Annotated in this window: 11 protein-coding genes, 1 tRNA gene and 1 pseudogene; 5 read left to right on the plus strand and 8 right to left on the minus strand. The window is 67.1% G+C overall.

The window, feature by feature from the left end:
- Positions 1–63: 63 nt before the first annotated feature.
- The 4 genes and pseudogenes from ACM6LU_RS17700 to ACM6LU_RS17715 all read right to left on the minus strand — a co-directional run bounded on the left by ACM6LU_RS17700 (position 64) and on the right by ACM6LU_RS17715 (position 4,605).
- Positions 64–137: transfer RNA gene (locus tag ACM6LU_RS17700), tRNA-Pro, on the minus strand.
- A 139-nt stretch (positions 138–276) separates the two neighbouring features.
- Positions 277–1,123: pseudogene (locus ACM6LU_RS17705) on the minus strand (alginate lyase family protein); the annotation flags it as partial.
- A gap of 7 nt (positions 1,124–1,130) precedes the next feature.
- Positions 1,131–2,147, minus strand: coding sequence for a lactonase family protein (locus tag ACM6LU_RS17710; protein WP_414938809.1), 1,017 nt, complete (start codon positions 2,145–2,147; stop codon positions 1,131–1,133).
- 289 nt (positions 2,148–2,436) lie between these two features.
- Positions 2,437–4,605 (minus strand): glycosyl hydrolase family 18 protein, encoded by a 2,169-nt coding sequence (locus tag ACM6LU_RS17715; protein ID WP_414939148.1) that lies wholly within the window; start codon positions 4,603–4,605, stop codon positions 2,437–2,439.
- A gap of 269 nt (positions 4,606–4,874) precedes the next feature.
- Here ACM6LU_RS17715 and ACM6LU_RS17720 point away from each other — a divergent pair, with 269 nt between their 5' ends.
- Complete coding sequence (locus ACM6LU_RS17720) at positions 4,875–5,477, plus strand: RNA polymerase sigma factor (RefSeq protein ID WP_414938810.1); 603 nt, start codon at positions 4,875–4,877, stop codon at positions 5,475–5,477.
- Positions 5,470–6,378, plus strand: a complete 909-nt coding sequence (locus tag ACM6LU_RS17725) for a CU044_5270 family protein (RefSeq protein ID WP_414938811.1) — start codon at positions 5,470–5,472, stop codon at positions 6,376–6,378. The genes ACM6LU_RS17720 and ACM6LU_RS17725 overlap by 8 nt, the downstream gene beginning before the upstream one ends.
- Positions 6,379–6,382: 4 nt before the next feature.
- Here ACM6LU_RS17725 and ACM6LU_RS17730 read toward each other — a convergent pair whose 3' ends face one another.
- Both ACM6LU_RS17730 and ACM6LU_RS17735 read right to left on the minus strand, forming a co-directional pair.
- On the minus strand, positions 6,383–7,165 hold the full coding sequence (locus ACM6LU_RS17730; protein ID WP_414938812.1) for an enoyl-CoA hydratase/isomerase family protein: 783 nt from the start codon (positions 7,163–7,165) through the stop codon (positions 6,383–6,385).
- 35 nt (positions 7,166–7,200) lie between these two features.
- Positions 7,201–8,091 (minus strand): PaaX family transcriptional regulator C-terminal domain-containing protein, encoded by an 891-nt coding sequence (locus ACM6LU_RS17735; RefSeq protein WP_414938813.1) that lies wholly within the window; start codon positions 8,089–8,091, stop codon positions 7,201–7,203.
- A gap of 146 nt (positions 8,092–8,237) precedes the next feature.
- Here ACM6LU_RS17735 and ACM6LU_RS17740 point away from each other — a divergent pair, with 146 nt between their 5' ends.
- On the plus strand, positions 8,238–9,875 hold the full coding sequence (locus ACM6LU_RS17740; RefSeq protein WP_414938814.1) for an ABC-F family ATP-binding cassette domain-containing protein: 1,638 nt from the start codon (positions 8,238–8,240) through the stop codon (positions 9,873–9,875).
- 28 nt (positions 9,876–9,903) lie between these two features.
- Here ACM6LU_RS17740 and ACM6LU_RS17745 read toward each other — a convergent pair whose 3' ends face one another.
- Positions 9,904–10,257 (minus strand): hypothetical protein, encoded by a 354-nt coding sequence (locus tag ACM6LU_RS17745; protein WP_414938815.1) that lies wholly within the window; start codon positions 10,255–10,257, stop codon positions 9,904–9,906.
- A gap of 426 nt (positions 10,258–10,683) precedes the next feature.
- Positions 10,684–11,631: a methionyl-tRNA formyltransferase gene (locus ACM6LU_RS17750; protein ID WP_414938816.1), complete on the minus strand. Its 948-nt coding sequence runs from the start codon at positions 11,629–11,631 to the stop codon at positions 10,684–10,686.
- A gap of 136 nt (positions 11,632–11,767) precedes the next feature.
- Here ACM6LU_RS17750 and ACM6LU_RS17755 point away from each other — a divergent pair, with 136 nt between their 5' ends.
- Together ACM6LU_RS17755 and ACM6LU_RS17760 are read left to right on the plus strand one after the other, a co-directional pair.
- Positions 11,768–13,111 (plus strand): lysine N(6)-hydroxylase/L-ornithine N(5)-oxygenase family protein, encoded by a 1,344-nt coding sequence (locus ACM6LU_RS17755; protein WP_414938817.1) that lies wholly within the window; start codon positions 11,768–11,770, stop codon positions 13,109–13,111.
- Positions 13,112–13,178: 67 nt separating this feature from the next.
- Positions 13,179–13,388: an MbtH family protein gene (locus ACM6LU_RS17760; RefSeq protein ID WP_400935820.1), complete on the plus strand. Its 210-nt coding sequence runs from the start codon at positions 13,179–13,181 to the stop codon at positions 13,386–13,388.
- The last annotated feature ends 18 nt before the right edge of the window (positions 13,389–13,406 follow it).

The raw sequence follows: 13,406 nt of genomic DNA on the forward strand, positions 1-13,406 counted from the left end.
CGGCATAACGAAAAATCCGCCTGACCCGAACTTTCGTCCAAATCAAGCGGTTCTTCGTTCCGGTCGGGCTGACAGGATTCGAACCTGCGACCCCTTGACCCCCAGTCAAGTGCGCTACCAAACTGCGCCACAGCCCGGACCCGCGCTCCGTGGAGTGCGATGTGAGTACTTTAGCGGGTCCCGAAACCGGGCTTGCAACCAGGGGTAACTGTATGTCTGACCTGCGAAAACGGACCGTGAGGGCCGCCCTGCCGCAATCAGGCGGCCCTCACGGAGTCACTGTGGGTCGTCCGCGTGCGAGAGGGTCTGCCAGGACACGAACAGGCCGTCGGGGCCCGCGGGGCGCTGGCGCAGGGTGAGGGCCTCGGTGTTGCTCATGGTGTGCCCGAGGTGGTTGTAGCCGACTTCGGTGATCGGGCCGAGGCCGAGCTTCAGGCTGCCACCGAACAGCCACGACGGGATGGCCGCGCCCATCTGGTACTTCGCGTGGAAGCCGAGGCCTTCGCGGAGGCGGTCGGCGATCTCCGGGTAGAGGTCCTGGCCCTGAATGCAAGTGGTCTCGGCGAAGTTCGCGACGGCGGCGAGACCGTAGCCGGTGTGGGTGAAGTCGCGACAGGTCTCCTGTGAGAGGCCGTTGACGAACGTCGTCTGGCTTTGCTGGTATTTCGCGATCTTGTCGCGGGTGTGCAGGCCGCTGCCGATCGCGACCTCGGTCATGCTGAGTTCCCAGTTCCCAGTTCCCGTTGCCGTGACTGCTGTTGATCACCTCGGGCAGGTACACGTTTCGGAGCATGGTGCCAAAGCGGCTCGGGTAAGTGGGCTTGACAGTCTCCGCCGCGCGCGGCAACGAGGAGGCCGACCACGCCGAGTGCAAGGGCGCGTTGCTGTTCGTGCGATCTTTCAGCACGGCGGATCAAGCGTCCATGATCCGGATCGCCTTGGTCGCGTATTTCACGTCGCGCGTGAGGTACCAGGCTAGGGAAAGTGAATACGCGGCGATCGCGTCTTGCCGTTCGTCGGTACAGCCGATGTTCGGAGTCGAATAGGGACCACATTCGACGACGGCACGCGGTTTCGGTGACCGGGACAGTGGAGCGTACGGGCTCGACATCATCGCGTCGTGGCCTGTTTCAGTGCCGCCAGGGGCCAACGAACGCCGGGCTCCCGATGGGATAACTGCCGATCAGAGTCCAGGTCGCGAGTTCGTAGGCCTGAATCATGTCGGCGCTCTGTGCCGCGACATAACAATGGTCGCCGACAACGGAGAAATGCCGCGGCCATGCGCCGGTCCTGTGGTCGGCGACAGTTACGCCGTCGAGACCGAACTCCGTGATCGTTTCGGGTCCCCGGTTCGACAAGAACAGCCGGTCTCCGGACAGTTCCAGTTGCGCCGGGAGGTTGTCGTGACCGGGCTCGAGCGTCGCGGGGACGGAGTTCTCCACGGTGAACGTGCCCGGCGGCTCTTCGCGCACCGTCACCAGCGACGCGGCCAGTTCGCCGACGACGTACGCGTGGTTCGTGCCCGGGCGCCGGACCAGCTGCCGAGGGCCGGTCCCCGCGGGCAGTGCCGACACCGCGACGGGGACCAGGTCCCCTTTCTCGCTGAGGCGGTAGCTGCGGATCTCGTCGGTGCCAAGGTCGACCGCGCTGACCAGTGTGCCGCTCTCGTCGACCACGGCCATGTGGACGTGAGCGGCTTCCTGCCGCCTGGCGTCGGGGCCGGTGCCTTCGTGCTGGACCAGCACCGTACGCACGGTGGGCAACCCGTCCGGACCCAGCGCGAACGCGGCCAGGTTTCCGCTGCCGTAGTTGGCGCAGAACAGGTACCGGCCGTCGGGAGTGATCGCCAGATGGCATGGATCCGCGCCGCCGGTCGGCAGCGAGTTCAGGGCCTCCAGGGTGCCGTCTTCGGCGACCGCCACGGCGGTGATCGCCCCTTCGGCCGTCTCGTTCACGGCGTAGAGCACTGGCAGTGTGGGATGCGGGGTCAGCCAGCTCGGCGAGTCCAGCGCGAGCGAGCCCGCCGGGGTCAGCGCCCCGGTCCGCCCGTCTCGCCAGAAGGTGCCGATACCTTCGCCGTTGCCGTCGCTCGCGGCGGTGTAGGAGCCGACGATGATCAGGATGCGGTCGTCGTTCGCAGGAGTCACAGGCACACTGTGCAGCAAACCGCGGAGAAGGTGAAGGCCCGGCGGGTCGCGGAGCTGCTGCTCTGCGCTGCTGTTGGTGATCCGGGCTTGGCATCGCTAGTGCCTGTAAGGGCCGAGTGGGGAGGATTCGGGGGGTCGAACGTCCCAAATCCTCCCCACTCGGGTGTACGGCGGGGTATCTGATGATCGAGCTCCGCGACCGGTGTGCTCACGCAGCGACGAATCAACCGCCTGACCTGCAAGACCTCGACCCTGCCCTCAAGGTAGGCAAGAAGGCCTTCAGTGATCACTACTTCAGCGAGTTGTCCACTGTGGTCATGAGGGATCCGGTGTCACCGGACATCTCCCATGCCATGACTCCGAGCAGTCCTCTGGTCTTGAGCCAGGCGACCTTCTGCTGGATGGACCAGGCGTCGTCGAAGGTCCACCATTGCCCGCCATTGCCCGTGTAGCACGCTGTGGCCACGGCCGTGGTGTCGTGCTGGACGGTGCAGTTCGGGACACTGGCCAGGAGATTCGCGTAGCCACGGGTACCTGCTTCCTCGGGGAACTGGCCGGGCGCGGCTCCGGTCGCGCTCTGCCATTCACCGTTCTTCGCGCCGGCCGCGACCCCTTGCCACCCTCGCCCGTAGAAGGCGAGGCCGAGTGTCAGTTTCCGTGGATTGGCCCCGGCATTGGTGTAGGCGTTGATCGCCGACTCAACACTGAACTTGAAGTTGTACGGGTCGTCCGCGTCGGCGTACAGGTTCCCCTGATGGCCGGTGCGGTTCGGCTCCCACGAGTTGTCGCTGCCCGAGCCGTGGAAGTCGTAGCCCTGCACGTTGGCGACGTCGAGGTAGTCGAAGATCTTCGGGATCTCCCAGCCGCCGCTCACCTTCGCCGGGTCGGCGGGGGTGAACGCCTGCAGTTCGTACCGCTTGCCGGTGGTGGCGCCGTAGGCGTCCATCTGTGTGCGGAACTCGGCCAGCAGGGCGGTCAGGTTCGTCTTGTCGTTGGCACTCCAGTGGTTCCCGGGGTGCCCGTCTGGGCTGCCCGGCCACTCCCAGTCGATGTCGATGCCGTCGAAGATGCCCGCGGCCGTGCCCGGCCCGCCGGCGCCGCCGTACGCCTTCACGTTCCCCTTCAGGTACGTGTCGATGCACGACGCGACGAACTTCTGCCGTGACGCGGCCGTGGCCGCGACGTCGGAGAAGTACTTCGAGTAGGTCCAGCCGCCCAAGGAGATGAGAATCTTCAGGTTGGGGTTCTTGACCTTGAGCTTCTTCAGCTGGTTGAAGTTGCCGCGCAACGTTTCCCAGCCGGTGTCGCCGACACCGTCGACGGACTGCGCCGCGGACATCGGCCTCGAGTAGTCGGCTTCCGCGTCGCCCGCGCCGTCACCCTGGTTCGGGTCCTGGGGATTCGACGTCGTTCCCTTGGTGACACCCGAAAGACAGGTGTGGTTGACCGGGTCGATGTTCCCGAAGGCGTACAGCAGATGCGTCAGCTTGCTCGCGGATCCGTTGGTCACCAGGTTCTTGACGAAGAACTGGCGGCCGTAGATGCCCCACTGGACGAAGTAACCGACCCGGGCGTACCCGTTCACGATGTCGCCGGTGCGAGCGCTGACGGCGGCGCTCGCCGCGGAGACGTTGTCATAGCCGTCACGGGCTTTGACCGTGAAACTGTACGAAGTGGACGGTGAAAGACCGGTCACCGTCGCGGTCGTCCCGGTCACCGTGGTGGCGAGGGTCGTGCCACGGTAGACGTCATAGGAGACGACGCCGGTGTTGTCGGTGGAGGCGTTCCACGCCAAGGCGACGGAACTCGCCGTGACCGCGGTCGAGCGGAGGTTCGACGGTGCCGTCGGCGCCTGGGTGTCGTCGCCCGGGTTGTTGGTGGTGACCGCCAGGGCGGGGGTGGCCGGAGACTTGGCGTCCTTCCGGTCCTTGGCGACGACGGTGAAGCTGTACGCCGTGTTCGGCGTCAGCCCCGTGATCCTCGCTTCGGTGCCGGTGACCGAAGCCGCCAGCGTGGTGCCCTGGTAGACGTCGTAACGGGCGACGGGCAGCGAGCCCGGTACCGACGCGTTCCAGGCCAGCGCGGCGGTCGTGGTCGTCTTCGCCACGAGGCGCAGGTTGGCCGGCGTCGACGGCGGCGTGTCGCCCGAACCGTCACAGTTGGCGTCGTCGATCCGGCACGTGGTCGGGTTGACCGCGGAACTGAGCCTGAACGACGGGCTGTACGGGTAGGTCGAACGGCCCGGCGCGAGGGATTTGATGTAATACGCCGGAACGAGGGTGACCTGGTTGCCCGCTTGGGAAACCGTGGCGTTGGAGCCGCTCGTGGCGGTCACGCCGGCGGGGACGGTGAAGGTGATGGACCAGTCGGCGACGGTTTCGCTGCTGGGGTTGGTGACGGTGTACTCACCGGTGGTGCCGGTCAAGGTGAAGGCGGCGCGGAGGCGGCCCGCCGCCATCGCCGGACTTCCCGCGGCCACCAGGAGCCCGGCGGCGAGGAGTAGCACGGTAAGTGCGCTGAGTAGTCGTTTTCTGGTGCGTCTCATGGCGGTTCTCTCCAAAAGAGGCGGCGAGACTGACCTGCTCTGAACTGGCGCGCTGTGGTCTAGACCACACTTGAATGTAGCGCGGCTCGCATAAAAGGTCTAGACCGATTCGTCGGGCGTGAACCCATTCGACACCGGATGCGGACAACAGGGTGACACTGACGAACGGCGAAGGGCGGTTCATGAGTTCATCGAGGGCGGATCCGAGCGATCTGGAAGACGCGGAAGTCATCGCGAGGTCGGTGACCAGTCCGGACTGGTTCTCCGCGATCTTCGACCGGCATGCCGCGCACATCCACCGCTACCTGGTCAGACGCATCGGTCCCGCCGCCGCGGAGGACGCGCTGGGGGAGACGTTCCTGGTGGCTTTCCGCAAGCGCGAGGGATATGACACCGAGCGCCGCGTCGCCCGGCCGTGGCTCTACGGCATCGCGACCAACCTGGTGGCCCAGCGGCGCCGGGACGAAGTCAGGGAACTGAAACTGCGGGAAGCCCTCGGTCCGCCGCCCGAGGAAGAGGGGCATGCCGAGCGCGTTGCCGACCAGGTGACCGCCGAGGCGATGGGAAAGCTGCTGGACTCAGCGCTGGCGGAACTGGCCGACGGCGACAGGGACACCCTCACGCTGTTCGCGGGGGAAGGTCTGAGCTACGAGGAGGTGGCCGCGGCGCTGGACATCCCGCTCGGCACCGTCCGCTCACGGCTCAACCGTGCCCGCCGGAAAGTCCGTGAGGCGCTGGAGCGTCCGGAAACCACGACTGCGAAGGAGATCGCCAACCATGGATGAGTTGAACCTGATCGCCGAGCGGACCGGCTCGGTGCCACTCGCGGAATCCGGTGTACTCAGCCCGGCGCGCGCGCGATTGCTGGCCGAGATCGCCGCCGCCGAGCCGGAAAACGTGGTGCCGCTGAAGAACCGGCGGCGCTGGGTCTGGACCGGGGTGGGGGCGGCGGGCCTGGCCGCGGCCATCACCGCCGTCGTGGCGCTCGCCCCGGCAGGACTGGAACCGCCCACAGCCACCGCGGATCCCGTGGCCGTGCTGCGCGGCGCCGCCGCCGCCGCGCTGAAAACACCGGACACGCCGCCGAAACCGGACCAGTTCGTCTACACGAAGACCAAGCAGCCCGACGGTGAGCGGGAATCGTGGCTTTCGGCGGACGGCACCCGTGACGGGTTGATCAAGATGGCGGACGGAAGTTTCTTCCCGCTTCCGGGCTGTCGGAACGGGCTGGCGCAGGCGTACAAGGGCGAAGAGCCGCTCAAGGGCGTCATGGAACCGTGCACGCCGCGGCCCCACTACCGGGCGGATCTTCCCACCGACGCGGACGCGATGTTCGCCTACCTCAATGCCGACAATGCCGACCACAGCGGTGAGAAGGGCGACTACAACGCGATGGGCAAGGACATCCTCGCGCTGGCGAACGAAAACCACCTTCCGCCCGCCGTTCGGGCGGCTCTGTTCGGCGCGGCGGCCAAGGTGCCCGGCCTGCGCGCCGTCGAACACGCCAAGGACGGGGCCGGCAGGCCCGGTGTGGGCATCACCTGGCCGCTCAGGCCGGAGGACGACCCCAAGGTGGCGAAACCGGACATGATCGTCTTCGCCGCTGACACGTTCCTGTACCTGGGCGGGAATGGGACGGCGGTGACCGCGTCCGGAGTGGTGGACGCGGTCGGCCAACGGCCGTAGCGGATCAGCGGCCGGTGAAGGTCGCCTTGCCGGGGCCGTCGGCGAGGAACGACTTCACCGCGCCGCGCAGGTCCTCGGTGTCGAAGAGACCGGCGGCGATCGTCGTGATGTGCTCGTTCGCCTCGGCGACACCGCCGTGCTCGTAGTGCTCGAGGACCTTCTTGGTGGCCGCGTGCGCCCTTGTGGGCCCGTGCGCGAGGTCGGTCGTGAAGGCGCGTACGGCCTCGTCGAAGCCGTCGATCGGGAACACGCGGTTCACCACGTTCCAGCGTTCCAGGGTCGCGGCGTCGTAGGTCGCGCCGGTCATCACGAACTCCTTGGCGCGGCCGACGCCGGCGCGGGCGGCGAGCCGCTGCGTGCCGCCCATGGTCGGGGTCAGGCCGACGACGCGTTCGACCAGGCCGAACTTGGCCCTCTCGGTCGCGAGGATGATGTCGCAGGCGACCGCGACCTCGAAGGCCCAGGTCAGACACAGGCCGTGGGCGGCGAACACGGTGGGGACCGGGAGTGCGGCGATCCGGTCGGGGATCGCCAGCATCCCATCGAAGAGCACCTTCGCCTCGGCCGCGGAGGACTGGGCGTCGAACAGGGAGACGTCGACGCCGCCGCTGACGATCTTTCCCTCGGCCCGGATGAGCGCCGCGCGTGGCGGTGTTGCCTCCAGTTCGCCGATCGCCTCGCCCAGTTCCCGCTGGAGTTCCGCGGTGTAGAGGTTCAGCGGCGGCGAAGCGATGGTCAGGACGGCGACGTCGTCGTCCTCGCGGTCGAGGCGGATCGAGGTGGCCAAGACGAGTTCCCTCCGCTAGATCGTTTTCCGTGACCCTAGCCGGAGGTGTCCGCGAGTTCGTCCCACTGGCCCTGTGCTTCTGGTCGCCATTCGACGTACTTGCGGTGGAACAGGTCCGCCGCGCGCACGCCGCTCCAACCGTCGGGGAGCAGTTTTAGCGGAAGCCGTGGATCGAGAAAGGGAAAACTACGCCATTCGTGGACGAGTTCGGTCTGTGCACGAAAAACGCCGCGTTCACCCGAAGGCCGTGAACCGGTGAAACGGTCGATGAAGTCCTCGTAGCGATCCTTGAGTTCGCTGAGATCCCAGGACCGCGCGACCATCGTCTCCTGATCGCCGACATCGCCGTAGGCGGCGGTGAACGACATAGCCTGCGCGTCGAGTCCGAGTTCCTGCACGATCTGCTGGGCTTCCCGCTGGCGGGAGAGGTCCGGGCTGACCCAGACGCCCGCCACCGGTGAACCGAACCCGGCCCACGTCAGGCGGGTGCGCAACCGGTGCCGGAGATCCCGCTTGGCTTCGGGCACCGAGACGATCAACATCAGCCAGTGGCCGTCCCAGGCCCGCTCGTCGTTGCCGAAGGCGTAAATCCGTTCCGCGCCTTCGGTCAGGAGGCGTCTTCCTGGTGGAGTGAGCGACCAGCGCACTCTTCGTCCGACGCGTTCGGAGACCACCCAGCCCTCGGCGGAGGACCTGGCCAGCGCCTGCCGTGCGGACTTCTCCTCGATGTCCAGCACTCGCAGGGCTTCGACCAGCGTGGACGTCCAGATCGGCAGATCGCGCGGCAGGACGTACTCGCCGAGGATGGTCATCAACAGCGAGCGCGCGCTGGCGTGGCTGACTTCCCGCCGCCTGCTCATCGTCGGCCTTCGGGTACCGCCTTTCTGCTGGTGGGCGACGGGGACCGGGGTGGCGGAGTCCGCCATTTGCTGTCACCGACCTCAATGCTCGGGGGTTCGTTCGGGTTCAGAAGAACAACCAGGTTACCCACGTTCCGTGATCGCTTGGATACTTGCCACTCTTCCGAGGGACCACAAGCTGTTCAATCGGTCCCCGTAGACTTACCGATCTCATGAGCGCCACACTCGTTGTCAAGGATCTCGCCGCCGGCCACGGCGACCGTGTTCTGTTCTCCGGTCTCGACCTGGTCGTCGCCCCGGGTGAAGTGATCGGTCTCGTCGGTGTCAACGGCGCGGGCAAGTCGACCCTGCTCGAGACCCTGGGCGGCCTCGTGCCGCCGGAAGAGGGCAGTGTCCGGCTGAACCCGCCGACGGCCACCGTCGGTCACCTCCCGCAGGAGCCGGAACGCCGCGAAGGGGAGTCTGTCCGTGGGTTCCTCTCACGCCGTACCGGTGTCACCGCCGCGCAAGCCGCCCTCGACGCCGCCACCGAGGCGCTCACCGCTGGTGAGCCCGGAGCGGACGACTCCTACGGTGTCGCCCTCGATCGCTGGCTCGCGCTCGGCGGAGCCGATCTGGACGATCGGGCGGGCGAGGTCGTCGCGGACCTCGGGTTGACCGTCAATCTCGACCAGCCGATGCTGTCGCTGTCCGGTGGGCAGGCGGCGCGGGCGGGCATGGCTTCGCTGCTGCTGAGCCGATACGACATCTTCCTGCTCGATGAGCCGACCAACGACCTCGACCTCGACGGCCTCGACCGGCTGGAGCGGTTCGTGACGGGGCTGCGCGCCGGGACGGTGCTGGTCAGCCACGACCGGGAATTCCTCGCCCGCACCGTGGACCGCGTTGTCGAACTCGACTTCGCCCAGCAGCAGGTGCGGACCTACGGCGGCGGTTACGAGTCCTATTTGGAGGAACGTGCCGTCGCGCGGCGGCACGCCCGCGAAGAGTACGACGAATACTCGAACACCAGGGCCTCGCTCGAATCCCGTGGTGCGATGCAGCGTTCGTGGATGGAGAAGGGCGTCAAGAACGCCCGGCGCAAGGCCACCGACAACGACAAGGTGGGCCGCAAGTTCCGCAGCGAGGCGACGGAGAAGCAGGCGTCGAAGGCCCGCCAGACCGACCGCATGATCGAACGGCTCGACGTCGTCGAGGAACCGCGCAAGGAATGGGAACTGCGGATGGAGATCGCCACGGCGCCCAGGGCGGGAGCGGTCGTGGCGACCCTGCGCGGCGCGGTGGTGCGGCGAGGCGAGTTCACCCTCGGCCCGGTGGACCTGCAGATCGACTGGGCGGACAAGGTCGCGATCACCGGGGTCAACGGCGCGGGGAAGTCGACGCTGCTCGCCGCCCTGCTGGGCCGGGTCCCGGTCGACGAGGGCGGCGCGTCGCTCGGCTCCGGTGTCGTGGTCGGAGAGGTCGACCAGGCGCGGAAGCTGTTCCTCGGCGATCTTCCGCTCTTTGAAGCCTTCGCCCGCGAGGTCCCGGAACTCGCCGACGCCGACGTGCGGACCCTGCTGGCGAAGTTCGGGTTGAAGGCCGCGCACGTGCTGCGGCCGGCGGCCACGTTGTCGCCGGGGGAGCGGACCCGGTCGGCGCTGGCACTGCTGCAGGCGCGCGGGGTGAACCTGCTGGTGCTCGACGAGCCGACGAACCACCTCGACCTGCCCGCGATCGAGCAGCTGGAGTCGGCGCTGTCGGAGTATCCGGGGACACTGCTGCTGGTGACGCACGACCGGCGGATGCTGGAGGCGGTGGCGACGACGCGGCGGCTGGAAGTGGCCGACGGGAAGGTCACCGAGGCTTGAGCAACTAGAGGACTAATTGCGGCAGGGTTCAGCCCTTGGTCGCCCCGCCGGTCCGCCCCTTCACGAACTGTTTCTGCAGCGCCAGATAGAAGATCAGCACCGGCAGCGTCGCCAGGAACATCAGCGCGAACAAGCTTCCGAGATCAGCCTGGTACCGCCCGATCGAACGGTAGATCCCGGTGGTGATCGTGGTCCCTGGCTGGGGCCGAGGATGATCAGCGGGTCGATGAAGTCGTTCCAGATCCACACCCCGAGAAAGATCAGCACACTCGCTCCGCAAAGTGTTGTACACCACGATCACGGCCAGGATCGTGGTGACCCCGAGCGCGGTCAGGAACTGCTCGTCCTGGAAGAGCAGATAGTGGCCGGGGCTGTTTCCCATGTCCTGAAGGCCACCGCTCGACGGCGGCCTTCAGGACTTCGGCCGGGAGGCTGGCGTCACGTCCGTTCCGGTGTCACCGAGGATCACAACGGTGGGTGGTGACTCTTTCACTACCTTCAGGGTCAGGGTCCCGGCAAAGTCGCCGAGCTGCTGCTGGTGATCCGGGCTTGGCATCGCTAGTGCCTGGAGGGGCCGAGCGGGGAAGATTCGGGACGTTCACCGTCCGAAATCGTCCCCGCTCGGGGGCATGTCCGTGAACATCGGTCGATGCGGCTCCGCAACCGGTATGACCCCGCGACGATGAGCCGCCCGACCTGCAAGACCTCGACTTTGCCGAGACCCTGACCTCAGGGTAGGCAAGGAGGCCTTCACCGCCGGTGACCGCGTGCACGGGGCGGCCACACGCCACGTCGAGCAGCACGCAGGTCAGGGGCGAGCGGTGAGGTACCCGCCCATCGTGCGGAAGTAGTCGGTCGCGGCCAGTTCGGTGCCGTCCTCGGTCCGGACCCGCTCGATGACGAGCCCGTGCGACCGGCCGCGGCGCGCTTCGGGACCGGCCACGATCACGACACCTTCACCCTCGCGGATGAAGATGCGGCCCGGGGTGCCGCCGTAGTGACCCACCGACACCGAGGAGCGGACGACGCGCAACTGCTTCCCGCGGTGGTAGGTGAACGCGTTGGGGTAAGGGTCGGATTGCGCGCGCACCAGCCGCTCGATCTCGTCGGCGGGCCAGGACCAGTCGATGCGACTGTCTTCGAGGGCGCGCTTGTGGAAGAAGCTGGCCTTCGACCTGTCCTGTTTGACAGGCGTGTAGTCGCCCTTCGCGATCAGTTCGATGGCGTCGGTGGTGATCGGCGCGATGAGATCGACCGTCCGGTGAAAGAGATCGGTCGTCGTGTCCTTCGGCCCGACCTGGACGGACCGCTGCAGCACGATGTCGCCCGCGTCGAGGTCGGCGTCCATCAGGTGAGCCGTGACACCCACCTCCGGCTCGCCGTTGATGAGCGCCCAGATCAGCGGCGAGAAGCCGGCGTAGGCGGGCAGCAGCGAGTCGTGCACGTTCAGCGTGCCGTGGCGCGGCATCTCGAAGATCTCGGGCGGCAGCCAGGTACGCCAGTTGTTGGCCACGATCAGATCGAGGTCGGCTTCCTTCAGCTCCGCCAGCAGTTCCGGGTCGTCGGGACGCTGACGCAGCAGCGCGCGGATCCCGTTGGCCTCGGCGAGATCGGCGACGGAGTCGGACCAGATCTTCTCGTAGGCGTGGTCACTCTTCGGGTGGGTGACGACGAGGGCGACCTCGTGCCCCGCGTCGATCAGCGCACGCAGGGTGCGGTGTCCCCAGGTCTGGTATCCGAACATGGCGACCCGCATGGGACCGGCCTCCTCCTGGTCGAGGGATGAACATCACCACTGAAAGTACTAGTTGAGCCTCACCTAACTTAGGTTAGGGTTCCCTGGTCTTATAGCGAAGTACCGAGAAGCGGCCCAGCCGCGCTAGGGGTTCAAGATGGCACGAGCAGTGGTCGGCGAACGGGTTCCGGTCTACGACGTGGTCGGGGTCGGGTTCGGACCGTCGAACCTGGCGCTCGCCATCGCCGTCACCGAGCACAACGCCGCGCCAGGAGCCGAGACCGTCACGGCCCACTTCCTCGAGCGCCAGGTCCGTTTCGGCTGGCATCGCGGGATGTTGATCGACAACGCCACCATGCAGGTCTCCTTCCTCAAGGATCTGGCGACGATGCGGAACCCGACGAGTTCGTTCAGCTTCCTGTCGTATCTGCACAGCAAGGGCAGGCTGGTCGACTTCATCAACCACAAGAACCTGTTCCCCTTGCGGATCGAGTTCCACGACTACTTCGAATGGGCGGCGGAAAAGGTCGACGACCTGGTTTCCTATGGCGCCGAAGCACTTTCCGTCACGCCGGTCTTCGATGGCGAAGAGATCGTGTTCTTCGACGTCCACGCCCGCATCGACGGTGAACTGGTGAACCTGCGCGCCCGGAATCTGGTGATGGGCACCGGGTTGCGGCCGAACCTCCCCGAAGGTGTGACGCCGGGTGCCCGCGTCTGGCACAACAGCGAACTCCTGCACCGCGTCGAGGGCATGGCCGCCGGGGAGCCGCGCCGGTTCGTCGTCGTCGGTGCCGGGCAGAGCGCGGCCGAGGTCAGCGCACTGCTGCACGATCGCTTCCCTCGGGCGGAGGTGTGCGCGGTGTTCGCACGCTACGGCTACAGCCCGGCCGACGACAGCGCGTTCGCCAACCGGATCTTCGACCCCGAGGCGGTCGGGCGGTTCTACGAGGCGCCGGAAGCGGTCAAGGAGCGCCTGATGCGCTACCACGGCGCGACCAACTATTCGGCCGTGGACATCGACCTGATCGACGAGCTGTACCGCCGCGTTTACCGCGAGAAGGTGCAGGGGATCGAGCGGCTGAAGCTGATCAATGTCTCCCGCCCCACCGAAGTCGTCGACACCGGCTCCGAGGTGCGGGTCACCGTCGAGGCGCTGGAGACCGGCGAGCGGACCCGCCTCAACGCCGATTTCGTCGTGTACGCCACCGGGTACAGCCAGGCGGATCCGACGCCGTTGCTCGGTGAGGTCGCCTCCGCGTGCCTGCGCGACGACGAGGGCAGGCTGCGCGTCGAACGCGACTACCGGATCGTCACCGAACCGCCGCTGGACGGCGGGATCTACCTCCAGGGCGGCACCGAGCACACCCACGGCATCACGTCGTCGCTGCTGTCCAACACCGCCGTCCGGGTCGGTGAGATCCTGCGATCCATTGTGGACCGGCGTGGCGCCGACGCGTCGCGGCCCGAGTACGCGGTCAGCGGATCCGGGCCCGTCTGACCCGGCCGGCACTGGACGCGCTCAGCCACCGAGCGAATACATCGGATACGCAGAAGGAGAACAAGGCATGACGAACCCGTTCGAGAACCCGGACGGCACGTACCTGGTGCTGGTCAACGACGAGGGACAGCACAGTCTGTGGCCCGAGTTCGTCGAGGTCCCGGCGGGGTGGGCCACGAAGTTCGGGCCGGCTTCGCGCCCGGAGTGCCTTGAGTATGTCGAAACCAACTGGACCGACCTGCGGCCCGCTTCGCTCGTCAAGGCCATGGAATCCTGACGTAGTCCGCGAGCGGAA

It is taken from the genome of Amycolatopsis sp. cmx-11-51 (assembly GCF_047608665.1).
In the GTDB taxonomy this organism is placed as follows: Bacteria; Actinomycetota; Actinomycetes; order Mycobacteriales; family Pseudonocardiaceae; genus Amycolatopsis.

Excerpts from the sequence above, each read along its gene's own strand:
- ACM6LU_RS17715 (WP_414939148.1), bottom strand. The coding sequence starts at position 4,605 with ATGGCGGCGGGCCGCCTCCGCGCCGCCTTCACCTTGACCGGCACCACC.
- ACM6LU_RS17720 (WP_414938810.1), top strand. The coding sequence starts at position 4,875 with ATGAGTTCATCGAGGGCGGATCCGAGCGATCTGGAAGACGCGGAAGTC.
- ACM6LU_RS17725 (WP_414938811.1), top strand. The coding sequence starts at position 5,470 with ATGGATGAGTTGAACCTGATCGCCGAGCGGACCGGCTCGGTGCCACTC.
- ACM6LU_RS17735 (WP_414938813.1), bottom strand. The coding sequence starts at position 8,091 with ATGGCGGACTCCGCCACCCCGGTCCCCGTCGCCCACCAGCAGAAAGGC.
- ACM6LU_RS17740 (WP_414938814.1), top strand. The coding sequence starts at position 8,238 with ATGAGCGCCACACTCGTTGTCAAGGATCTCGCCGCCGGCCACGGCGAC.
- ACM6LU_RS17745 (WP_414938815.1), bottom strand. The coding sequence starts at position 10,257 with ATGGGAAACAGCCCCGGCCACTATCTGCTCTTCCAGGACGAGCAGTTC.
- ACM6LU_RS17750 (WP_414938816.1), bottom strand. The coding sequence starts at position 11,631 with ATGCGGGTCGCCATGTTCGGATACCAGACCTGGGGACACCGCACCCTG.
- ACM6LU_RS17755 (WP_414938817.1), top strand. The coding sequence starts at position 11,768 with ATGGCACGAGCAGTGGTCGGCGAACGGGTTCCGGTCTACGACGTGGTC.
- ACM6LU_RS17760 (WP_400935820.1), top strand. The coding sequence starts at position 13,179 with ATGACGAACCCGTTCGAGAACCCGGACGGCACGTACCTGGTGCTGGTC.